At 66.6% G+C, this 21,086-nt stretch carries 20 protein-coding genes; 14 read left to right on the top strand and 6 right to left on the bottom strand.

Going from position 1 to position 21,086, the window contains the following annotated elements; genetic code table 11:
• Window positions 1-39: 39 nt before the first annotated feature.
• On the bottom strand, window positions 40-1,815 hold the full coding sequence (gene gcl, locus J5J86_RS21905; protein ID WP_209102115.1) for a glyoxylate carboligase: 1,776 nt from the start codon (window positions 1,813-1,815) through the stop codon (window positions 40-42).
• A 145-nt stretch (window positions 1,816-1,960) separates the two neighbouring features.
• Window positions 1,961-3,460, bottom strand: coding sequence for a sensor domain-containing diguanylate cyclase (locus J5J86_RS21900; RefSeq protein WP_209102114.1), 1,500 nt, complete (start codon window positions 3,458-3,460; stop codon window positions 1,961-1,963).
• Window positions 3,461-3,752: 292 nt separating this feature from the next.
• Between J5J86_RS21900 and pncB the strand changes: the two genes are divergently transcribed.
• Window positions 3,753-5,045, top strand: coding sequence for a nicotinate phosphoribosyltransferase (pncB, locus tag J5J86_RS21895; protein WP_209102112.1), 1,293 nt, complete (start codon window positions 3,753-3,755; stop codon window positions 5,043-5,045).
• Between the two features lie 79 nt (window positions 5,046-5,124).
• Here the strand turns inward: pncB and wrbA are convergent, their stop codons facing one another.
• Window positions 5,125-5,724 carry an NAD(P)H:quinone oxidoreductase gene (wrbA, locus tag J5J86_RS21890; protein ID WP_209102110.1) on the bottom strand — a complete coding sequence of 200 codons (600 nt, stop codon included), beginning with the start codon at window positions 5,722-5,724 and terminating at the stop codon, window positions 5,125-5,127.
• Between the two features lie 319 nt (window positions 5,725-6,043).
• Here wrbA and J5J86_RS21885 point away from each other — a divergent pair, with 319 nt between their 5' ends.
• On the top strand, window positions 6,044-6,535 hold the full coding sequence (locus J5J86_RS21885) for a hypothetical protein (protein ID WP_209102104.1): 492 nt from the start codon (window positions 6,044-6,046) through the stop codon (window positions 6,533-6,535).
• A 12-nt stretch (window positions 6,536-6,547) separates the two neighbouring features.
• Here J5J86_RS21885 and J5J86_RS21880 read toward each other — a convergent pair whose 3' ends face one another.
• Window positions 6,548-6,904, bottom strand: a complete 357-nt coding sequence (locus tag J5J86_RS21880) for a hypothetical protein (RefSeq protein WP_209102103.1) — start codon at window positions 6,902-6,904, stop codon at window positions 6,548-6,550.
• Between the two features lie 152 nt (window positions 6,905-7,056).
• Here J5J86_RS21880 and J5J86_RS21875 point away from each other — a divergent pair, with 152 nt between their 5' ends.
• The 4 genes from J5J86_RS21875 to J5J86_RS21860 all read left to right on the top strand — a co-directional run bounded on the left by J5J86_RS21875 (window position 7,057) and on the right by J5J86_RS21860 (window position 10,785).
• Window positions 7,057-7,878, top strand: a complete 822-nt coding sequence (locus J5J86_RS21875) for a chorismate mutase (protein ID WP_209102101.1) — start codon at window positions 7,057-7,059, stop codon at window positions 7,876-7,878.
• 135 nt (window positions 7,879-8,013) lie between these two features.
• Window positions 8,014-8,763, top strand: coding sequence for a transaldolase family protein (locus J5J86_RS21870; RefSeq protein ID WP_209102100.1), 750 nt, complete (start codon window positions 8,014-8,016; stop codon window positions 8,761-8,763).
• A 265-nt stretch (window positions 8,764-9,028) separates the two neighbouring features.
• Window positions 9,029-10,063: a Ppx/GppA phosphatase family protein gene (locus J5J86_RS21865; RefSeq protein WP_247657758.1), complete on the top strand. Its 1,035-nt coding sequence runs from the start codon at window positions 9,029-9,031 to the stop codon at window positions 10,061-10,063.
• Window positions 10,060-10,785 carry an RlmE family RNA methyltransferase gene (locus tag J5J86_RS21860; protein WP_209102095.1) on the top strand — a complete coding sequence of 242 codons (726 nt, stop codon included), beginning with the start codon at window positions 10,060-10,062 and terminating at the stop codon, window positions 10,783-10,785. Before J5J86_RS21865 ends, J5J86_RS21860 begins: the two co-directional genes overlap by 4 nt.
• Window positions 10,786-10,840: 55 nt before the next feature.
• Here J5J86_RS21860 and J5J86_RS21855 read toward each other — a convergent pair whose 3' ends face one another.
• Complete coding sequence (locus tag J5J86_RS21855; protein WP_247657756.1) at window positions 10,841-11,284, bottom strand: protease inhibitor Inh/omp19 family protein; 444 nt, start codon at window positions 11,282-11,284, stop codon at window positions 10,841-10,843.
• 525 nt (window positions 11,285-11,809) lie between these two features.
• Between J5J86_RS21855 and J5J86_RS21850 the strand changes: the two genes are divergently transcribed.
• The 8 genes from J5J86_RS21850 (at window position 11,810) to J5J86_RS21815 (ending at window position 20,339) form a co-directional block, all read left to right on the top strand.
• Window positions 11,810-12,580, top strand: coding sequence for an SDR family NAD(P)-dependent oxidoreductase (locus tag J5J86_RS21850; protein ID WP_209102091.1), 771 nt, complete (start codon window positions 11,810-11,812; stop codon window positions 12,578-12,580).
• Window positions 12,581-12,598: 18 nt separating this feature from the next.
• On the top strand, window positions 12,599-13,129 hold the full coding sequence (locus tag J5J86_RS21845) for a CDP-alcohol phosphatidyltransferase family protein (protein ID WP_209102089.1): 531 nt from the start codon (window positions 12,599-12,601) through the stop codon (window positions 13,127-13,129).
• A 62-nt stretch (window positions 13,130-13,191) separates the two neighbouring features.
• Complete coding sequence (locus J5J86_RS21840) at window positions 13,192-14,274, top strand: AI-2E family transporter (protein WP_209102087.1); 1,083 nt, start codon at window positions 13,192-13,194, stop codon at window positions 14,272-14,274.
• A gap of 3 nt (window positions 14,275-14,277) precedes the next feature.
• On the top strand, window positions 14,278-14,988 hold the full coding sequence (locus tag J5J86_RS21835) for an HdaA/DnaA family protein (RefSeq protein WP_209102085.1): 711 nt from the start codon (window positions 14,278-14,280) through the stop codon (window positions 14,986-14,988).
• A gap of 95 nt (window positions 14,989-15,083) precedes the next feature.
• Window positions 15,084-17,249 carry an RNA degradosome polyphosphate kinase gene (locus tag J5J86_RS21830; protein WP_247658657.1) on the top strand — a complete coding sequence of 722 codons (2,166 nt, stop codon included), beginning with the start codon at window positions 15,084-15,086 and terminating at the stop codon, window positions 17,247-17,249.
• A 34-nt stretch (window positions 17,250-17,283) separates the two neighbouring features.
• Window positions 17,284-18,774 carry an exopolyphosphatase gene (gene ppx / locus J5J86_RS21825; protein WP_209102081.1) on the top strand — a complete coding sequence of 497 codons (1,491 nt, stop codon included), beginning with the start codon at window positions 17,284-17,286 and terminating at the stop codon, window positions 18,772-18,774.
• Window positions 18,775-19,188: 414 nt separating this feature from the next.
• A complete protein-coding gene (locus tag J5J86_RS21820) occupies window positions 19,189-19,875 on the top strand; it encodes an NlpC/P60 family protein (protein ID WP_209102079.1) in 687 nt (228 codons plus the stop codon).
• Window positions 19,876-20,078: 203 nt separating this feature from the next.
• Complete coding sequence (locus J5J86_RS21815) at window positions 20,079-20,339, top strand: DUF2798 domain-containing protein (protein WP_209102077.1); 261 nt, start codon at window positions 20,079-20,081, stop codon at window positions 20,337-20,339.
• Window positions 20,340-20,387: 48 nt separating this feature from the next.
• Here the strand turns inward: J5J86_RS21815 and J5J86_RS21810 are convergent, their stop codons facing one another.
• Complete coding sequence (locus J5J86_RS21810; protein WP_209102075.1) at window positions 20,388-20,951, bottom strand: type 1 glutamine amidotransferase domain-containing protein; 564 nt, start codon at window positions 20,949-20,951, stop codon at window positions 20,388-20,390.
• Window positions 20,952-21,086: the final 135 nt, after the last annotated feature.

Below are 21,086 nucleotides of genomic sequence, written 5' to 3'. Positions count from 1 at the left end.
CGCCGGAGGGTCAAGTCTACCCAAAGTCCGGAGGGGAGGTCACTCCGCCGGTTCGGGCTGACGGACCTTCTCGACAGGAAGATCGAGGATGTCCTCGAACTCGGTGACCTTGTCGATCTCCACACCCATGGCGATGTTGGTCACACGCTCCAGGATGAATTCCACCACCACCGGCACCTGGTGCTCCTGCATCAGGGCTTCGGCACGGGCGAAGGCGTCCTTGAATTCGTTGGGCGTGCGCACCCGGATGGCCTTGCAGCCAAGGCCCTCGGCCACCGCCACATGGTCGACGCCATAGGCACCGGCCTCCTCCGAATTGATATTGTCGAAGGACAGTGACACCTCGAAGTCCATTTCGAAGCCGCGCTGCGCCTGCCGGATGAGGCCGAGATAGGAATTGTTCACCACCACATGGAGATAGGGCAGGTTGTGCTGGGCGCCCACCGCCAGTTCCTCGATCAGGAACTGGAAGTCATAGTCGCCCGAGAGCGCCACGATCTTGGCATCGGGGCGCGCCGCCCGCACGCCGAGCGCCGCCGGCAAGGTCCAGCCGAGCGGGCCGGCCTGGCCGCAATTGATCCAGTGGCGCGGCTCATAGACGTGCAGGAACTGGGCACCGGCGATCTGGGAGAGGCCGATGGTGGTGACATAGGTCACGTCGCGCCCGAAGGCCTCCACCATCTCCTCATAGACGCGCTGGGGCTTCAGCGGCACATTGTCGAAGTGCGACTTGCGCAGCATGGTCCGCTTGCGGCCAAGGCACTCCTGCGCCCAGGCGGAATAGTCCGGCAACAGGCCCTTCGCCTTCCATTCGCGCGCCACCTCAAGGAACAGGTCGAGGGCCGCGCCCGCATCGGAGACGATGCCGAAGTCCGGTCCGAAGACGCGGCCGATCTGGGTCGGCTCGATGTCCACATGCACGAACTTGCGGCCCTTGGTGTAGACCTCCACCGAGCCCGTGTGCCGGTTTGCCCAGCGATTGCCGATGCCGAGCACGAAGTCGGACGCCAGCAAATTGGCATTGCCGTAGCGGTGCGAGGTCTGGAGGCCGCACATGCCGGCCATCAGCGGATGGTCGTCGGGAATGGTGCCCCAGCCCATGAGGGTGGGGATGACCGGCACGCCGGTCAGTTCGGCGAACTCCACGAGCTGGGCCGAGGCATCCGCATTGATGATGCCGCCACCGGCGATGATCAGCGGGCGCTCGCTGTCGAGCAGGAAAGACAGGGCCTTCTCCGCCTGGGCGCGGGTGGCCTTGGGCTTGTAGACGGGCAGCGGAGCGTAAGTTTCCTCGTCGAACTCGATCTCGGCGAGCTGCACGTCCAGGGGCAGGTCGATGAGCACCGGGCCGGGGCGGCCCGAGCGCATGACGTGGAAGGCCTGCTGGAACACCATCGGCACCAGGGCCGGCTCGCGCACGGTGACCGCCCACTTGGTGACCGGCTTGGCGATGGATTCGATGTCCACCGCCTGGAAATCTTCCTTGTAGAGCCGGGCGCGGGGGGCCTGGCCGGTGATGCATAGGATCGGGATGGAATCCGCCGAGGCCGAGTAGAGCCCGGTGATCATGTCGGTGCCGGCCGGCCCCGACGTGCCGATGCACAGGCCGATATTGCCGGCCACCGCACGGGTATAGCCCTCGGCCATGTGGGAGGCGCCCTCCACGTGGCGCGCCAGGACGTGGCGGATGGAGCCGCGGGCCTTGAGGGCAGAATAGAACGGATTGATCGCCGCGCCCGGAACGCCGAAGGCGCAGGAAATGCCTTCCTTTTCCAGAACGCGGACAGCGGCGTCGACAGCACGCATGCGAGCCATGGCGTTTCCCCTTCTTTGACTTTCGTCGAGGATGCCGTGCCCGCCGCTTCGCTTCTATGGGAAGAAATGGCATCACATTGATGCCCTGGCGGCAATAATCTTGCCGCGCGTCTGCCCGCCCGGGGACCCGGGTGATCCGCGTTCCTTAGGCCACTTCCACGCGGTTCCTGCCCAGATGCTTGGCCCGGTAAAGGGCGGCATCCGCCATCGAGATGGAATGGTCGCCGGACGCCGGCTCGTGCTCGGGATCGAAGACGTGGATGCCGGCGCTGATGGTTAGATGGGCGAGGAGCCCCGTGGCCGCCTCGGTGCGGGCGCGGATGCGCTCGGCAATGGCACTGGCCACGGCCTCCCCCGTGCGGGGCAGAAGCACCAGGAATTCCTCGCCCCCGAAGCGCCCGATCGTGTCGGAGGCGCGGGTGCCGTCCCGCAGGATGTCCGCGATGGCCTTCAGGGCATGGTCGCCCTCCAGGTGGCCGAAGCGGTCATTGTAGGTCTTGAAGTGATCCACATCGAACATGACGAAGGCGAGCGGTGCCTTGGAGGCGCTTGCGGCCTGAAGCTCATCATCGATGTGCTGGCGCAAGGCACGACGGTTCAGAATGCCGGTGAGGGGATCCACCGTCGCCAGCTCGGTGAGCTTGCGGTTGGCCGCCTGCAATTCCTCCCCCCGCTGGTTGAGTTGCTCCAGCAGCAGCGTCTGGGGGCCGATATCCTGGATCTGCGAGACGAAGCAGCGCGGGCTGCCGTCCTCGTTGCGCACCAGCGTGACGTCGAGCTGGGCCAGCAGGATGCTTCCGTCGCCGCGCACATAACGCTTCTTGAGGCGATACCCCTTGATCTCCCCGCCCAGCAGCCGCCGCAGGTCGTCGAGATCCGCTTCCAGGTCGTCCGCCACCGTGATCGCCTGGAAGGTGAGGGCACGCATCTGCGGCTCGGAATAGCCGAAGAGCATGCAGGCGGCTTCGTTCACGTCGAGGAATTGACCTTTCAGGTCAACCAGGGCCATGCCGATGGGCGCATGGTCGAAGGCCGCAGTGAAGAGGCGCATGGCATCCTGCCGCTCGACCTCCGCGGCTCGCCGGCGGATATCGAGCCGGTGCCGCTCAATGGCGCGCCCGAGCATATTGGCCAGGAGTTCAAGGAAAGCCTGTTCCTCTGGCGTGAAGGGGATGTCGCGGGGCTTGGTGCCCAGCAGGCTGAATGTTCCGACGATGGTGTCGCCGATCCGGATGGGCGCGCCCACATAGGTCTCGAAGCCGGCATCCCGATGCAGCGGATGGTCCTGGAAGCGCGCCTCGCCCGAAAGGTGCCAGATCAGGCGGGTTTGTCCGGTGCGCACCACCTCTTGCGCGAAGGTGGATTGGAGCGGCCACCTGTCGCCGGTCTTGAACGGGACGGGGCGCTCGGACTGCACGCCAAGAAAGACGAACTGATCGCCCTTCACGCTGCTGATAACGCCCGCGTCCATGTCGAACAGGGTGAGGGCGCTTTTCAGATAGCGGTCATAGAGGACCGAGAGGTCGTCATCACCCGTATGCAGAAGATCCTGGAGCGCATGGAGCGCCGCAACGGAACGCCGTGGATTGTGGTGGGGCCGCACAGCGTGGGGGGATTTTCCCCTTTCCTCTTCATTCCCGGCCATTGGAATGACTCTGCGGCATGGGATCCGGCAACATCAGGTGACCGCTGTCCGAAGAATGATGTTAACGCAACGAGAGGTTACGTATCTCTACGTAGCCGCAAGTGCGACGGATTTTCAAACGGACCGACGTCGCTCCGTCAGAAGTCGCGCCACGGGGTCAGGCGCGCGGCGATAGGGGAGAGGATGGAATTGGACCAATTGCATAAATGACTTCCAGGGCTTGGCCCGGCCTTACCCGCCAGTGTTATAAGTCCAGGCCCAATCACAAGCGCGCTGGCCGCGGGGGGACGCCATGACGGACATTGCGACGCGCGTCTATAATCACACCTGGAAGATCGATCCCATCGTTCGCTCGGTGCTGGATACGGACTTCTACAAGCTCCTGATGGGGCAGACAATTTTCCGCCGGCACCCGGCGGTGCGCGTCACCTTCGGCATCCACAATCGCTCCACCCATGTGCGGCTTGCGGACATCATCGACATCGGCGAGTTGCGCGAGCAACTGGACCATGTGCGCTCGCTCACCCTCACGCGCGGCGAATCCACCTGGCTGCGCGGCAATATGTTCTACGGCAAGCGGCAGATGTTCTCGCCGGACTATGTGGCCTGGCTGGAACGCTTCCGCTTTCCCGCCTACCACCTGGAAAAGCGTGACGGGCAGTATGAGCTGACCTTCGAGGGGCCGTGGGTCGAGACCACCATGTGGGAGATCCCGGCGCTCGCCATCATCAACGAGCTGCGCTCCCGGGCGGTGCTGCGCAGCCTCGGCAAGTTCGAGCTGCAGATCCTCTATGCCCGCGCCATGACGCGGGTGTGGGAGAAGATCGAGTTCCTGAAATCGCTCGGCCGGGTCAACCTCGCCGATTTCGGCACGCGCCGTCGGCATGGCTTCCTGTGGCAGGACTGGTGCGTCCAGGCGCTCATCGAGGGCATGGGCGATACCTTCCTCGGCACCTCCAATTGCCTCATCGCCATGCGGCGCGAGGTGGAGGCGGCGGGCACCAATGCCCATGAGCTGCCCATGGTCTATGGCGCGCTCGCCCGCAACGACGCGGAACTGGCCTGGGCGCCCTACCAGGTGCTGGCGGACTGGCAGGAGGATTACGAGGGCAACCTGCGCATCATGCTCCCCGACACCTATGGGACCTCCGGCTTCCTGGCCCATGCCCCCGACTGGCTGGCCGGCTGGACCGGCATCCGCATCGACAGCAAGGAGCCGGTGGCCGGCGGCGAGGAGGCCATCGCCTGGTGGCGGACACGGGGGCAGGACCCCACCGAGAAGCTCGCCATCTTCTCCGACGGCCTCGACATCGGCGAGATCGAGCGCATCTACAAGGCCTTCAACGGACGCATGCGGCTCGGCTTCGGCTGGGGCACGCTGCTGACCAACGACTTCCGCGGGCTGGCGCCCGGCGGCGTGCTCGATCCCATCTCCATCGTGTGCAAGGTCATCTCGGCCAATGGCCATGGGGCGGTGAAGCTCTCGGACAATCCCACCAAGGCGATGGGTTCCCCCGAGGAGATCGAGCGCTACAAGCGCGTCTTCAATGTGGGGCCCCAGCAGGCGCGCCGCACCGTCGTTTGATGCCATCCCCGCAACGGGAAAGGGCCGGGACGCCTGCGCGCCCCGGCCCTTTTATGTCTCGCCGGCTGCCGGCGATGGATCAGCCGAACAGCTTGGCGGCGGTCTTGGCGATCAGCTCGCCCTGGTGGCGGGCGCCGGCCAGCTCGATCTCGGAGGGCTGGCGCGAGCCGTCACCGGCGGCGATGGTGGTGGCGCCATAGGGGGCGCCGCCCACCACTTCCGACACCGTCATCTGGCCCTGGTGGCTGTAGGGCAGGCCCACGATCACCATGCCGAAATGCAGCAGGTTGGTGATGATGGAGAAGAGGGTGGTCTCCTGGCCGCCATGCTGGGTGGCGGTGGACACGAAGGCGCCGCCCACCTTGCCGTTCAGTGCGCCGCGCGCCCACAGGCCGCCGGCCTGGTCGAGGAAGGCGGCGAGCTGGGACGACATGCGGCCGAAGCGCGTGCCGGTGCCGACGATGATGGCGTCATAGTGCTCGAGATCGGCCACGGTGGCGACGGGGGCCTTCTGGTCGAGCTTGAAATGGGCGCCCTTTGCGATCTCCTCGGGCACGGTCTCGGGGATACGCTTGATGTCCACCTGGGCGCCGGTGCTGCGGGCGCCTTCCGCCACGGCTTCCGCCATGGTCTCAACGTGGCCGTAGGACGAATAATAAAGCACCAGGACCTTCGCCATTTTCATCTCCTCTGCAGGACGTTCCGAAGCGCTCAGCGCTTGCACAGGGATATGCCTCCGACCCATGTTGCGGTGCAAGGTGTGCATCATTGCAATGAAGCGAAGTCCGTTTGGGGCTTTGCAAGGATGCGGCCCTGGCGCACACTGACAGAACGTGCGGGGCGCAGCCTTTCTGTCGTGCAAAAGGCCTTATCGCACGCGTGCAGCGTAGCGCCGCGCGATCCGGGACGGTTCCGGGCCGGTCGGCGATAAGCCTGACCTGAAGCCGCAATGGGCCCGCGCTATGGGGGCGGTCGGCCGCCTTCGGCCGGAGGACGCCATGACCTATCTTTCGGCGATCACTGCGGTGCACACCTTCATCAGGCTGGCGGCCATCGTGGCCGGCGTCTTCGCGGTGGTGGACCTTTTCCGTCCCGCCGCGCGGGGGACGGCGGTGCGGGTTTTCCTCTGGCTGGCCTTCCTCACCAGCGCCACCGGTTTCCTGTTTCCAGGCCTCATGCTGACGCCGGCGGTGATCGTCGGCATCATCGCCTTGCTGGTGCTGGCGGCGGTGGCGTGGGCCGCGCGGCGGCTTCATCGGCTGGGGCCGTACCAGGCCGTGTTCGCCTCGGGTGTCGTGGCGAGCCTTTACCTGCTCGTCTTTGTCGGCATCGCCCAGGCTTTCCAGAAGGTGCCGCTCCTGCACGCGCCGGCGCCCACCGGGGGCGAGCTGCCCTTCGCGGTGGCACAGGCCGTCGTGCTCTTCGCTTTCATCGCCATCGGCCTTGCCGCGGCGCGGCGGGGGCGCATGCCCGGCATCCGGCCGGCATGAGGTGGCCCGGGGTCAGGATGCCGGGTGGCGGGCGCGGCTCGCCAGCGGCTGGGCGGCCACAGACAGGAGGGAACGATAGCGGCGGCGGGCATCGGCGGAGGTGCCGCTGTCGCTGATGGCGGCTTCCTGGAGCTCGGCCAGCGCATAGGGGCTGGGCTCCGAGGGAAGCGCCACCACCTCCGGCACCGCGTCCAAGAGGTCCAGCACGTCCCGCGCGGTGAGCGCGGCCAAAGCGTGGGCCATGAGGCGGCACTGATAGGCGCGCCGCTCGGGCGTCAGTCGGTCCCACGGCTCCAGCAGCGGATAGCGCTCGCGGGCGGCCGCGTGGGCTTCCTTGGCCATCCGTTCCAGCAGGTCAACCGATACCATCACGTCCTCTGCAACCGTGCGCTCCGATGGAGCGGTGGGCGGATGTGCGGACAAGCGTCTGTGGGGAAATCCCTCGACGCGCCCCCGCGCACTTGCCAGCATGGCGGCTGCCTGTTTCCGAAGCCTTTCCACTGCGCCTTGAGGTCCAGAACGTGCCATCTTGGTTAATAAGCTCTTACCGTTCGCGCATCCTTGGCCCGGCGGGAGGAGTTTTCCTCATCGCCCTTTCCGCGCTGCTGGCGAGCGCACCGGCGTGGGCGCAGCAATCCACGGCCCGCCCGCTGCCTGTGCTGCGGCAGGAAATCGACCGGATCGACGGCGAAATCCTCAAATTGCTCGGGGAACGCACCGGCGTGGTGGCGGAGGTGGGGGCCTCGAAGACGGTGGCCGGCGGGCCGGTGTTCCGCCCCGGTCGCCAGGCCTCGCTCATCAAGGTGTTGATCGGGCGCAGCGGCGGCGTACCCTCTCCACAGGCCATCGCCGCCATCTGGACCAACATCATTGCCGCTTCGATTCGCACCCAGAAGCCGGACTTCACGGTTCAGGTGACGCAGGATGCCGGACCTGCCGGCTACGGCCTCGCCAAGGATTTCTTCGGGGCCGAGATCCCGGTAACGGTGGCGGGGGATCCCGCGACCGCCTTCTCCGCCCTCGTCGAGGGCCGTGCGGACGTGGTTGCGCTGCCGCTTGCGGGCGGCTGGTGGCGATCCCTGCCGGAGGGCGTGACAATCCTCGCCTCCGCGCCGCTGGTGCGCGCGCAGCCGAGGCCGGACCTGCTCATTCTCGCCCGCCAGGCCCCGGACCCCTCGGGCACCGACATGACGCTGGTGGTGATGCCCGAGGGCGACACGCCGGGCACCGTCTTGGCGCGCGAGGGCGGCGAGATGCTGGTGGCGCTGGGGCCGGAGCTCCCCGTTCCCCTGGAGGCCCGGACGCTAGGCCGGGCGGCGGTGCCGGTGCCGCCGGGAAAATAGGCCGGCAAAAACACTGGAAAGGAATGCGATCCGGCGCCATATGGGCGTCGGCTGCTCGGCAGTTTCATCCGCGCGCCGCAATCGCGCGGCATAGGGGAGAGGCGGCGTTCGCCGCGGCAAGGGAAGGGCGAAGAGATGTCCGTGACGCTCGATGCGTTGAAGGTGAAGCTGTTCACTGACGGTGCCGACAAGGCCCAGATCGTCGACATGGCGCGCCACGCGCACATTGCGGGCTTCACCACCAACCCGTCCTTGCTGCGCAAGGCGGGCGTCTCCGACTATGAGGCCTATGCCCGCGACCTCGTCGCAGCGGTGCCGGACCGGCACATTTCCTTCGAGGTGTTCTCCGACGAAATCCCGGAAATGCGCGCCCAGGCCCGGGTCATCGCCACCTGGGGCGAGAATGTGCATGTGAAGCTGCCCGTCTCCACCACCAGTGGCGAGACGCTCTATGAGCTGGTGCGCGACCTCACCCAGGACGGCGTGAAGGTGAACCTCACCGCCATCTTCGCCACCGAGCAGGTGGAAGCGGGCGTCGCGGCGCTCGCCGGTGGCGCGCCGTCCTGCATTTCCGTCTTCGCCGGCCGCCTCGCGGACCTTGGCATCGACTATGTGCCAGCCGTGGCGAAGGCCGTGGAGCTCTCCCGCCAGACCGCCAATGTGGAAGTCATCTGGGCGTCCACCCGCGAGGTGTGGAACGTGATCGAGGCGGACCGCATGGGCTGCCACATCATTACCGCCCCGGCGGACGTGCTGAAGAAGCTGCCGGCTTTGGGTTCCAAGACCGCCATGGAGCTCTCCCTCGACGCCGTTAAGGCGTTCCGCGTGGACGCGCTGGCGGCCGGGCTCACGCTCGACCTTGCCGGCCGCGCCGCCGCCGAATAGGCCCGGCGGCACCCGCCCGCTTATTCCTCATCCCGTGTTTTCGCCTCGAACCGGCGCCTTCATGGCGCCGGTTCGATTGCGCTTGGCATCCGCGCTGCTTACATTTCTTTCAACGTGATGGCTAAGCAGCCGGGGAAGCTCGCCAGAAGAGCGGGCGTCCGAACGGCGCAAGGGGACGAAAATGAGGGACGAGACGCACGGGCCCGCAGAGGGTTCGGCGCTGTCTGTCCAGGAACGCAACAGCGCTCCTTGGGACGCACGCGGCGTGGCCGGCCTCGGGCCGGGCGCACGGGGCGAACGCGTCTATGCCGCCCTCGATCTCGGCACCAACAATTGCCGCCTCCTGATCGCCCGCCCCACGCCGCGCAACTTCCGCGTGGTGGACGCCTTCTCGCGCATCGTGCGCCTGGGGGAGGGGGTCGCGAGCAGCGGGCGCCTGTGCGATGCGGCCATGGACCGGGCGGTGGCCGCCCTTGAGGTCTGCGCCGCCAAGATCGAGGCGCGGGGCGTCTCGCGGGCCCGCATCATCGCGACGGAGGCCTGCCGCGCGGCCGCCAACGGCGCCGAATTCTGCGCGAGGGTCACTGAGCGCACCGGCCTCATCCTGGATGTGGTGGACCGCCGCACGGAGGCCGGCCTTGCCGCAGCCGGCTGCGCCCCGCTGGTGGACCCCACCTGCGAGGGGGCGATTCTGTTCGACATTGGCGGCGGCTCCACCGAGGTGGTGTGGCTCGGCCGCCGCGCCTCGGGCGATGACGGCCCCCCGCGAGCGCGAATCCGCTCCTGGGTGTCGCTGCCGGTGGGCGTTGTCTCCCTCGCCGAGCGCCACGGCGGCGTAAAGGTTTCCCGGGAATTGTTCGAGGCCATGGTGGGCGAGGTGACGGCCATGCTGGATGGCGTCCGCCAGAGTTGGGGCGTGCGGCCGCCCGGCCGCATGCACCTGCTCGGCACCTCCGGCACCGTCACCACGGTGGCAGGCATTCACCTGGGACTGGCCCGCTATGACCGCACGCGGGTTGACGGCGCCTGGCTCCATGCGCAGGACATCAACTGCGTGGTGGATCGGCTCATGGGCATGTCGTTCGAGGAGCGCGTCTCCAACCCCTGCATCGGTGCCCAGCGCGCCGATCTGGTGCTGGCGGGATGCGCGATCATGGAAGCGATACGCGAGACCTTCCCCACTGATCGGCTGCGCGTGGCCGATCGCGGTCTCAGGGAGGGTATGCTGGTGCAATTGATGCGGGCGGATGGCGCGTGGCGCCGACACAGGGCGGATTGCGCGCGGGAGCCCCAGGCGTGACATCTCCTCCCAAGGGGCCGGACGGGCGCCCGCTGAAGGTGCGCGTGAAAACCGCGCGCGGCCGCACCACCTCCTCCCAGAAATGGCTGCAGCGCCAGTTGAACGACCCCTACGTCGCCCGCGCCAAGCGGGAGGGATGGCGCTCGCGCGCAGCCTATAAGCTGATCGAGATGGACGAGAAGGTCCATTTCCTGAAGCGCGGGATGCGGGTGGTCGATCTCGGCGCCGCCCCCGGCGGCTGGAGCCAAGTGGCGGCGCGCAAGATTGGACTTGCCGAGGGGCAGGGCAAGGTTGTGGCCATCGACCTGCTGGAAATGGAATCCATTCCCGGCGTCCAATTCGCGCAACTCGATTTTCTCACCCCCGAAGCGCCGGAGCGGCTGCTGGAGATGCTGGGCGGCCCGGCTGACCTCGTTATGTCCGACATGGCGGCCAATGCCACCGGCCACAAGCAGACGGACCATTTGAAGATCGTGGGCCTGGTGGAACTGGCGGCCGATTTCGCCCGCCAGGTGCTGGCCCCCGGTGGCGTGTTCGTGGCCAAGGTGCTGCAAGGGGGTACGGAAGGGGCGCTGCTGGCGGACTTGAAGCGCGACTTCACGCAGGTGCGCCACATCAAGCCGCCGGCGAGCCGGGCCGATTCGGCTGAGCTTTACGTCCTGGCCACCGGATATCGCGGCAAGGCAGCCGTCGTGGCGCATGAGGAAGACGGGAAAGAGTGAGGCGTCCCCCGTCCGCGGAGCGCCGCCGCGTGCCGGCACGGCGCGCCGGGGCTGATCAGCGGGTCAGGGCGATCTGCTGGTTATTGTCGAGAATGGTGCCCACATAGCGGTTGGCGCCATCGGGCTGGAGGCGGGCGGTGACCTTGCCCACATGGTTCTGAAGCACCAGGTCCGAGCCCATTACGTCCCAGCCCTTGGTCATGAAGATTTCGCTCGGGCAGGAAATGTCCGCTTGCGCCGCAAGGCCGCTGGCGCCGCGCGCGGTGGACAGGGTGAGCGGACAGGTGCGCCGGCCTTCATCCCACGCGAAAGTCCAGGCGCCGGAGAGCTGTTCCTGCGCATTGCTGGCCGCATAAGCCACGCCGCCGGGATTGGTGGGCGGGGGCGTCAGGGGCACATTGGAAGCGGTGGTGGTGGGGGTCACGGCCGCGCCAGCGGTCGCGGCCGCGGCTCCGGTGGTGGGACGGGCAATGGAGGCCGTGGAATTGGGCGCAGGCATGGGCGCCGATTCCACTGAGGCGGTCGGAGCCGAAAGTGGCGGAGGCGCATCCATCGCAGTGGGTTTGGTGCCGAAGCCGCCCAACTCCGTGCTGCACCCGGCAAGCGCCAAGGCCGATACCAACACCGCTGCCGCGGGAACTGCCTTCATCCAACTGTCTCCGGACGCGCCGCGCCAGGCGCGGTGCCAATTTCCAAGCCTAACCTGATACGCCGACCGGCTCACCCCGCAACAATCAACAGCCTTAACGGCGCCTTCAGGTTCCCTGGCCCGATCACCCCCACAGGAGACCGTGAGCCGGAACACTTTCCGGCAGAACATGGCAGGAGAATGACCCCTTCGACATATGCGACACAATAGCCGCGTGGCGCCGCACTTGAAGCCTGGCTGTATCCCGTAACACAATCACACAAGCCGGCGGCGTGAAGCGTGCCGGCCCATCGCCAAAAATGCCGCGGGCATGTGTTCAAAGGGGGGCTGTCTTCCTCTATTCCTGCCTGCGAAGAAATCCTGTGGAGCGCCGCCATGTACCAGATGCTGGATCCGAAGACCTTGACCGTGCTCATCACCGGCGCGACCTCCGGCATCGGCGCCGCCGCGGCGCGCCGCTATGCCGGAGCGGGGGCCCGCGTGATCCTGGCCGGCCGCCGGGCCGAGCGCCTGGCCGCGCTTGCCGGAGAGGTGGGCGAGAACGTGCACTGCCTGGAACTGGACGTGCGCGACTATGACGCCACCACCGCCGCCCTCGCGCGTCTGCCCGATGCCTTCGCCGGCATCAATGTGGTGTGCGCCAATGCCGGCCTCGCCCTGGGCCTGGAGCCGGCCCAGGAGGCGCATCTCTCCGATTGGGAAGAGATGGTCGACACCAATGTGAAGGGCCTGCTCTACACCGTGCGGGCGGCGCTGCCGGGCATGGTGGCCCGCAAGGAAGGCCATGTGGTGCTCACCGGCTCGGTGGCCGGCGACTATCCCTATCCGGGCGGCAACACCTATGGGGCCACCAAGGCCTTCGTGAAGCAGTTCGCCCTCAATCTGTGGGCGGACGTGGTGGGCACCGGCGTGCGCGTCACCAATGTGGAGCCCGGCCTCACCGAGACCGAATTCTCCGTGGTGCGCTTCAAGGGCGACGAGGGACGCGCCGGCAAGGTCTATGAGGGCGTCGCCCCCATGACCGGCGAGGACATTGCCGAGCAGATCTTCTTCTGCACCACCTTGCCGCGGCACGTGAACATCACGCGGATCCAGGCCATGGCGAGCCACCAGAGCTTCGGCCCCTTCGCCATCAAGCGCTCCTGAGGCCCCGGGGGAGCCCCCATGAGTCTGCCGAACCTCATCACCCTGGGCCGCATCCTGCTGGTGCCCATCGTGGTGTGGGCCATTGCCTCCGGGGAGGTACAGCTGGCGTTCTGGCTGTTCCTCCTCGCCGGCGTGTCGGACGCCATTGATGGCTTCCTGGCCAAGAATTTCGGCATGCAGACCGAGCTTGGCGCCTATCTCGACCCGCTGGCCGACAAGGCACTTCTGGTCTCCATCTATGTGACGCTGGCCATATCCGGCCTCTTGCCCCGCTGGGTCGCCATCGCGGTGGTGGCGCGCGACGTGATGATCATCGGCGCCATCATGCTTTCCGCCTTGATGGCGCGGCCGGTGACCATCCGCCCGCTGGTGGTCTCCAAGGTCAACACCACCGTCCAGATCGCCTTTGCCGCCATGGTGCTCGCCGCCGAGGGGTTCGGTGTGTCGCTCGGTTCTGCCTTTCATCTTGGCCTTGTGGCGGTGGGCCTCTTGACGGCTCTTTCTGCGGCGGCCTATCTCGCCGAGTGGATGCGCCACGTGGCCTCTTGACGGCAACGGGCGCGCTGGCCTCGCAGGCCCCCGTCCTGCTCTGTTGCTCGAAGGGAGGCGCGATGGCGCTTCAGCTGCAATTGCGGTTCTGGATCGGGGCCCTGGTGGCCCTCATCTGCGTCCTGTGGCTGCTGCGCGGCATCCTGCTGCCGTTCGTGGTCGGCATCGCCATCGCCTATTTCCTCAACCCTCTGGTCGAGCGCATGGCGCGCTTGGGCGTGGCGCGCACGCCGGCGGCGCTTGCGATCGTCGGCCTCCTGGTTCTGGTGGTGGTGATCCTGCTGCTGGTGGTGCTGCCGCTTCTGTCCAGCCAGCTGTTCGAATTCATTCAGAACATGCCGGGCTACGTGACGCGCCTGCAGCGCCTTGTCACCCAGGAAAACCGGGAATGGATCGACCATTTCTTCGGCGACCGGCTCCCTGACATCCAGCGCTCCCTGTCGGACCTCATGTCCCAGGGCGTGAGTTACATGCTGGGCTTCCTCACCTCGCTGTGGTCCGGCGGTCAGGCGCTGATCTCCGTGTTCGCGCTGATGGTCGTGACGCCGGTGGTGGTCTTCTACGTGCTGTGCGACTGGCCGGCCATGCTGCACGCGGTGGACAGCTGGATTCCCCTGCACCAGCGTCCGGTGGTGCGGCGGCTCGGCCGGGAGATGGACATGGCGATCGCCGGCTTCATTCGTGGCCAGGCGCTTGTCTGCCTGCTGCTCGGCACCTTCTATGCGGTGGCCCTGTCCATGGCGGGCCTTAATTTCGGCCTGCTCATCGGTATTGTGTCGGGGCTCATCACCTTCATTCCTTATGTGGGCTCCATGACCGGCCTGGTGCTCGCCATGGGCATCGCCATCGTGCAGTTCTTTCCCGACTGGGCCATGATCGGAACCATCCTTGCCATCTTCATCGCCGGCCAGACGGTGGAGGGCTATATTCTCTCCCCCAAGCTCGTGGGCGACAGCATCGGCGTGCATCCGGTGTGGCTGATGTTCGCCCTGTTCGCCTTCGGCTATCTGTTCGGCTTTGTCGGCCTGCTTCTGGCGGTGCCGCTGACCGCGGCTGTGGGCGTGCTGGTGCGGTTCGCCTTCCGGCAATATTTCCAGAGCCCGCTTTATACCGGCGGCGACGGACCGGCCCCGGACATGCACTGAGCCATGGCCAGCCGAGGACAGACGAGCCGCCAGTTGCCGCTGGACCTGCCGCCCGCCGCCGCCTTGCTGCGGGAGGATTTCCTTGCTGCGCCGGGCAATGCGGCGGCGCTGGCGCTGATCGATTCCTATCCCGACTGGCCCGGACCGGTGGTGGGCCTCGTGGGTCCCGCCGGTGCGGGCAAGAGCCATCTGGCGGCCATCTTCGCCCGCGAGGCGGGAGCCCGCACGGTGCAAGCAGCCGCGCTTGACAAGCACAGCGTGCCCGCCGCGCTGGAGACCGGCGCCCTCGTCCTGGAGGATGTCTCGGCCGATGCAGTGGATGAGGCGGCCCTGTTTCACCTTCTCAACCTCGCCCGCGAGCAGGGCGCCCATGTGCTGATGACCGCGCGCGCCCCGCTCGCCGGCCTGTCCCTGGTCACGCCCGACCTGGTCTCTCGCTTGCGCGCCATTCCCGTGGTGGAGATCGCGCCTGCCGATGACAGCCTGCTCGCCGCAGTGCTGGTGAAGCTGTTCGCGGATCGCCAGATCCAGGTGGACGAGGCCACAGTGCAATATCTGCTGCGCCGCATGCCCCGCTCGGTGGAGGGCGCCGAGGCCCTGGTGGCGGCCATTGACCGTGCCGCGCTCGCGGCCCGCCGGCCGGTCACGCGCGCGCTCGCCGCCGAAGTCTTGCGTGCGGAGATGGATACACCCGAAGATGATGACGCGCCCTGACACGGGACTGTCATAGAGCGGTCATTGAAGACGGCCATGGTCCGGGCGAATTTGGGGGAATAGACATGAGCGCGAACGAGACCGCAGCCCTTTCCATGGTGGAGGACGCTTCTCCCGCGGCCCAGGACGCCCCTGTGAGTGACCTGCGCCACTCGCCGGACCGCTTCATCAACCGCGAGATTTCGTGGCTGCATTTCAATCGCCGCGTGCTGGAGGAGGCGTCGAACGCCACCCATCCGCTGCTGGAGCAACTGCGCTTCCTGTCCATCTCGGCCAACAATCTGGACGAGTTCTTCATGGTCCGCGTCGCCGGCCTGAAGGAGCAGATCAGCGAAGGCGTCACCACGCCCAGCCCGGATGGCCTCAGCCCGTCCGAGCAACTGGCCAAGATCATGAACGAGGCCGGCAAGCTGATCTTCGACCAGCAGGCCCGCTGGCGCGAGCTGCGCGTGGAGCTCGCCGCCACGGGCATCCGCCTGGTGGATGGCTCGGAGATCACCGCGAGCGACCTGGCTGCGCTGGAAAAGCACTTCCTGCACCATGTCTTCCCGGTTCTGACCCCGCTCGCCATCGACCCGGCCCATCCTTTCCCCTTCATCCCCAATCTCGGCTTCTCCCTGGCGCTGCAACTGGTGCGCCAGAACGACGGGCGGGGCATGAATGCGCTGATCCGCGTGCCGGCCAAGGTGGAGCGTTTCATCCGCCTGCCCGAGCATAATGGCCAGGGCATGCGCTTCATTGCCCTTGAGCAGATGATCGGCCTGTTCATCGCCCGCCTCTTCCCCGGCTATGTGGTGAAGGGCCAGGGCGTGTTCCGCGTGATCCGCGACAGCGACCTGGAAATCGAGGAGGAGGCCGAGGATCTCGTCCGCCTGTTCGAGACCGCGCTGAAGCAGCGGCGCTACGGTTCGGTGATCCGCATGGAGGCGGATGCCGGCATGCCGGACGAATTGCGCAACTTCGTCGCCCGCGAGCTGGACGTGAAGGACGAGGAGATCTTCGTCGTCAACGGCGTGCTGGCGCTGAACGAATTCTCCCAGCTCGTCTCGGTGGACCGGCCGGACCTCAAGTTCCAGCCCTACAATGCCCGATTTCCCGAGCGCATTCGCGACCATGGCGGCGACTGCTTTCTGGCCATTCGCGAGAAGGACATTCTGGTCCACCACCCTTATGAATCCTTCGATGTGGTGGTTCAGTTTCTCCGTCAGGCTGCTCGCGACCCTAACGTCGTCGCCATCAAGCAGACCCTCTACCGCACCTCCTCCGACAGCCCCATCGTGAAGGCGCTGGCCGAGGCGGCGGAAGCCGGCAAGTCCGTCACCGCCCTGGTGGAGCTCAAAGCGCGCTTCGACGAGGAAGCCAATATCCGCTGGGCGCGTGACCTGGAGCGCGCGGGCGTTCAGGTGGTGTTCGGCTTCATCGACCTGAAGACCCATGGCAAATTGTCCATGGTGGTCCGCCGCGAGGGCGGGGCGCTCTCCACCTATTGCCATGTGGGCACGGGCAATTATCACCCCATCACGGCGCGCATCTATACCGATCTGTCCTTCTTCACCGCCGACCCGGTGATCGCCCAGGACGTGGCGCGGATCTTCAACTTCATCACCGGCTATGCCACCCCCGGCGAGCTCGACGTGATGGCCGTGTCCCCCACCACGCTGAAGCCGCGCATCCTCCAGAACATCCAAGAGGAAATCGCGCACGCCCGAGCCGGCCGTCCGGCCGCCATCTGGCTGAAGTGCAACTCGCTGGTGGACCCCATGGTTATCGACGCGCTCTATGATGCGAGCGCGGCCGGCGTGCATGTGGAATGTGTGGTGCGCGGCATCTGCTGCCTGCGGCCCGGCATCGCAGGACTTTCGGAGAATATCCGGGTGAAGTCCATTGTCGGACGGTTCCTTGAACACAGCCGGATCTATTGCTTCGGGGGCGGGCATGGATTGCCCCATCCCAAGGCAATCGTTTACATTTCCTCCGCCGATCTGATGACGCGCAACCTGGATCGTCGCGTCGAGACCTTGTGCCCGATCACCAATCCCACGGTGCACGAGCAGGTGCTCGACCAGATCATGGTGGCCAATCTTATCGACAACGAACAGAGCTGGCGGGTGTTGCCGGATGGGTCTTCGGAACGCATAGTCCCGGCCCCGGGCGAGGAATCATTCAACGCCCATCGTTATTTCATGACCAATCCGAGTTTGTCCGGCCGTGGAAAGTCTCTCAAAAATTCTGCGCCGCGGAGCCTTCTCGTCCGGCGGTGAGACCCGTGGACAAGGTGAGCGCGCAACGGATCAGATGGCCGTGACCCAGCCGGTCGCGGTCATCGACATCGGATCCAACTCGGTGCGCCTCGTGGTGTACGAGGCGCTGACCCGTGCGCCGACGCCCATCTTCAACGAGAAGGCCCTGTGCGGCCTCGGCCGGGAGGTGCTCTCCACCGGCCGCCTCGCGCAGGATGCGGTTGAGAAGGCGTTGTCCGCCCTTCGGCGGTTCCGCGCCCTGTGCGACGCCATGCAGGTGGGCGCCCTCTACGCCCTCGCCACGGCCGCATCGCGCGATGCGGAGAACGGCCCGGCCTTCATCGCCGAATGCGAGGCGGTGTGCCGCGTCCGGGTGGAGATCCTGTCCGGGCGCCGCGAAGCTGAACTGGCCGCCTATGGCATCGTCTCCGGCATGCACGACCCGGATGGGCTCGCTGGCGACCTCGGCGGCGGCTCGCTGGAGCTCGTCGACATCAAGGGCACGCGGGTGGGGGAGGGCATCACCTTGCCCCTCGGCAGCCTCGCCCTTCAGGACCGCTCCTCAAAGTCCTTGCGCAAGGCCGAGAAGATCGTCCGCGACGCGGTGGAGGACGCCCCGCTTCTGTCGGACCTTGCCGGCCGCACCTTCTATGCGGTGGGGGGAACCTGGCGTGCCCTGGCACGGCTCCACATGTTCCAGAAGGGCTACCCGCTGCATGTGATGCACGGCTATACCTTGCCTGCCAAGGAGGTGCTGGACTTTACCCGCACCGTTCATCGCGGCGACATCACGGCCCTTCCACGCATCGAATCCGTCTCACCCGCCCGCCGGCCGCTTCTGGCCTATGGCGCGCTGGTGCTGGAGAATGTGGTGCGCCAGGGGCGACCCGCCTTCGTGGAAATCTCGGCGCTGGGCGTGCGCGAGGGTCTGCTCTACTCGCTGCTTGAGGAAGAGCAGCGCGCCCATGATCCCCTGCTCATTTCCGCCCAAGAATTCAATGTCCTGCGCTCTCGCTCGCCGGTGCACCAAGAGGAACTGGTGCGTTGGACGGACGCTTTTTTTGCTTCCACGTCGGCGCTGGAGGAGGATCGGGACGCGCGGCGGCTGCGACAGGCCGCCTGCCTGCTGGCGGACGTAAGCTGGCGCGCCCATCCCGATTATCGGGGCGAGCAGAGCCTCAACATGATCGCCCACGCGGCCTTCGTGGGGCTTGATCACGCTGGCCGGGCGGCCATGGCCCTGGCGGTCTATTACCGCCACATGGGCCTCGGCGAGGACGACAGCGCGCTGCGCATCCTGGAACTGGTCTCCACCGGCCAGCTGGACCGCGCGCGAATTCTCGGTGCCGCCATGCGGGTGGCCTATCTCCTGTCCGCCGCCATGCCCGGCATTCTCCCTCGCACGCCCATGCTGGCCCGCGGCGATAGCGTGGTGCTGACGGTGCCGCGTGATCTGGCGGACTTGGTGAATGAGCGCGTTCATTCCCGCCTGCGCCAGCTATGCCGCCTCATTGGCCGCGATCCGGTGGTGGAGTTCACGGCCTAAGGCTGTCGCTTCACGCGTGGCGTGGGCCTGGCGCGGGCGCGCCGCCGCTCGCCTGCCTGGCCGGTGGGCGGCTTCTTTCCGTTGCGCCGAGGGGGGCCTGCAGCCCCACCGCCCTCGGATGATCGGCCTTTGTCGCCGCCGCCGTCCCTAGATGTGAGCGCACCTGGGGTCGCAGCCGCGGTCTTCCGCCTTCCTGTCACTACCGTCTTCCTCCCTTGCGCCGCTCCTGTCCGCGCGGGGTGAGACGACAGGAGCGCAGAAGCGCATGCCTTCAAAAACAGAGAGATAGGAGTCGGCGGGACGCTGCGGCATGCGCGGACGGATCCGACGTCTCTCGGTTGTGTTTGCGCGTTATTGCAACTTAAAATATTATATCTCATAGTGTTCGCGCACAGGCTGCATCAGGGGGCAAGCATGTCGATCGCGACCATTCAACTGGCGCTACAGAATCAGGGGTTCGATCCGGGAGAAATTGACGGCATCTGGGGCCGGCGGAGCATCGCAGCCTGCAAGGCGTTCCAGGCCGCGCGCGGCCTCGTTGCGACAGGCCAGCCGGACACTGCCACGCTCACCGCGCTGACCGGCGCCGCGCCGCAGGTGGAGACGCTGCCGTTGCCCTGGATGGTGGAAGCGCGGGCGCTGATCGGTGTCCGGGAAGTTCCCGGCCCCGGCAACAATCCGGATATCCTGGGCTGGGCGCGCGTGCTCGATATTCCGTATGGAGAGGATGAAATCCCGTGGTGCGGCCTTTACCCGGCCCATTGCTTCGGCGCGACCTTGCCGGAGGAGCCTCTTCCGCGAAATCCGCTCTGGGCGCGAGGCTGGCAAAGGTTCGGGCAGGAGGTGCAGCCGGGTGTTGGAGCCGTGCTTGTCTTCTGGCGCGGGACCATCGGGGGCAGCAATGGTCATGTGGGCTTCTATGAAGGCGAGCGCGGGGACCACTTCCTCGTTCTGGGCGGCAATCAGGGCGACAAGGTCTGCCGCGCCTTCATCCCGAAGTCACGGCTCCTGAAAGCCCGCTGGCCGGCCAGCGTGAATCCCGCGGCGTGCATGCCGCGTCAGGTGGACGTGGACGCCGAGGGGAACCTGACGGAGGCCTGAGCGCCCGTCAGGCAAAGGCGCGCGGCGCGGCATCACGCTGCGCGCTTGACAAGCCGGTCCGCTCCGCGCTTAAGAACCCTCGCGCGCGGCAGTGCCGCGCGTCGTAAGCGTCCGACGTCAGGCAACGCATCCCAACCGGTCCAGGCCGGCCGGATGCGTCGTGCATCGGACCTGCCGGACCATCCGATCAAGGATGGCTTCCCATGCCTTCGATTTCCCGCTCTTCCCGCAAGCTCCCGGCGCGTTCGGCTTCCGTCGTCATGCCGCTGGTGCTTTCGGTGCTGATGACCTTTGTGGTGTCGGCCATTTCCACAGCCCGCAGCCTCGGCTTTGGGCCGGATTTCCTGGCCACCTGGCCCGCCGCTTGGGCTATTTCCTGGGTGGTCGCCTTTCCCACGCTGCTCCTGGTCCTGCCGGTCGTCCGGCGCATCGTCGCCCTGGTGGTGGAGACGCCAGGCCGCTGACGCAGAACGGGCGCCCGCATGGGGCGCCCGTCTTGTGTTCATTTGGCGTCACGCCGCGCGGCGCTGATGCCGGCCTTCCCGAACCTCTTCGACGATTTTGGCGCAGAAGGCCTCCAGGTCGCCGGGATTGCGGGAGGTGACGAGGCCGTTGTCGGTGACCACCTGGGAATCCTCCCACTGGGCGCCGGCATTGATCACGTCGGTCTTGATGGACTTGTACGAGGTCATGCGCTTGCCCTTGGCGATGCCGGCTTCCACCAGCAGCCATGGCCCATGGCACACGGCGGCGACGGTCTTGCCGGCATCATAGAAGGCCTTCACCAGCTTCACCGCGGTCTCGTCCGCACGCAGGATATCGGGGTTCATCTGCCCGCCGGGCAGAACCAGGGCGTCATAGTCCGCCTCGCGCACGTCGCCGAGGGTCTTGTCCACGCTTACCGGCCGGCCCCAGTCCTTCTGGTCCCAGCCCTTGATCTGCCCGCTCTCGGGCGAAGCAATATGGACCTGTGCGCCCGCTTCCTTCAGGCGATCGCGTGGCACTTCCAGTTCAGACTGTTCGAAGCCGTTGGTGGCAAGAATGAGAATGCGCTTTCCGTCCAAAGCACCAGGCATGGTGTCCTCCTGAATTGGGGGGCTCAAAGGACAATGACGGGCGACGCGCATCGTTCCCCAATGCGGATGGGGCGGGACAAAAAGAAACGGCGGGCTCGCGCCCGCCGTCCTTGCATTGGTAAAGCTCTCGTCGGC

The sequence above is a fragment of the Aquabacter sp. L1I39 genome (genome assembly GCF_017742835.1).
Lineage (GTDB): Bacteria > Pseudomonadota > Alphaproteobacteria > Rhizobiales > Xanthobacteraceae > L1I39.
The sequence above is the reverse complement of the archived record's forward strand: the minus strand, read 5'-3'. Positions and strand labels throughout refer to the sequence as shown.

Bases quoted from the DNA above. Each gene is read 5' to 3' on its own strand.
- J5J86_RS21820 (WP_209102079.1), top strand. From the start codon at position 19,189: ATGTCGATCGCGACCATTCAACTGGCGCTACAGAATCAGGGGTTCGAT.
- wrbA (WP_209102110.1), bottom strand. From the start codon at position 5,724: ATGGCGAAGGTCCTGGTGCTTTATTATTCGTCCTACGGCCACGTTGAG.
- J5J86_RS21815 (WP_209102077.1), top strand. From the start codon at position 20,079: ATGCCTTCGATTTCCCGCTCTTCCCGCAAGCTCCCGGCGCGTTCGGCT.
- J5J86_RS21855 (WP_247657756.1), bottom strand. From the start codon at position 11,284: ATGCCTGCGCCCAATTCCACGGCCTCCATTGCCCGTCCCACCACCGGA.
- J5J86_RS21885 (WP_209102104.1), top strand. From the start codon at position 6,044: ATGACCTATCTTTCGGCGATCACTGCGGTGCACACCTTCATCAGGCTG.
- J5J86_RS21830 (WP_247658657.1), top strand. From the start codon at position 15,084: ATGGTGGAGGACGCTTCTCCCGCGGCCCAGGACGCCCCTGTGAGTGAC.
- J5J86_RS21900 (WP_209102114.1), bottom strand. From the start codon at position 3,460: ATGGCCGGGAATGAAGAGGAAAGGGGAAAATCCCCCCACGCTGTGCGG.
- J5J86_RS21880 (WP_209102103.1), bottom strand. From the start codon at position 6,904: ATGGTATCGGTTGACCTGCTGGAACGGATGGCCAAGGAAGCCCACGCG.
- J5J86_RS21870 (WP_209102100.1), top strand. From the start codon at position 8,014: ATGTCCGTGACGCTCGATGCGTTGAAGGTGAAGCTGTTCACTGACGGT.
- J5J86_RS21835 (WP_209102085.1), top strand. From the start codon at position 14,278: ATGGCCAGCCGAGGACAGACGAGCCGCCAGTTGCCGCTGGACCTGCCG.
- J5J86_RS21840 (WP_209102087.1), top strand. From the start codon at position 13,192: ATGGCGCTTCAGCTGCAATTGCGGTTCTGGATCGGGGCCCTGGTGGCC.
- gcl (WP_209102115.1), bottom strand. From the start codon at position 1,815: ATGGCTCGCATGCGTGCTGTCGACGCCGCTGTCCGCGTTCTGGAAAAG.
- ppx (WP_209102081.1), top strand. From the start codon at position 17,284: ATGGCCGTGACCCAGCCGGTCGCGGTCATCGACATCGGATCCAACTCG.
- J5J86_RS21850 (WP_209102091.1), top strand. From the start codon at position 11,810: ATGTACCAGATGCTGGATCCGAAGACCTTGACCGTGCTCATCACCGGC.
- J5J86_RS21810 (WP_209102075.1), bottom strand. From the start codon at position 20,951: ATGCCTGGTGCTTTGGACGGAAAGCGCATTCTCATTCTTGCCACCAAC.
- J5J86_RS21845 (WP_209102089.1), top strand. From the start codon at position 12,599: ATGAGTCTGCCGAACCTCATCACCCTGGGCCGCATCCTGCTGGTGCCC.
- pncB (WP_209102112.1), top strand. From the start codon at position 3,753: ATGACGGACATTGCGACGCGCGTCTATAATCACACCTGGAAGATCGAT.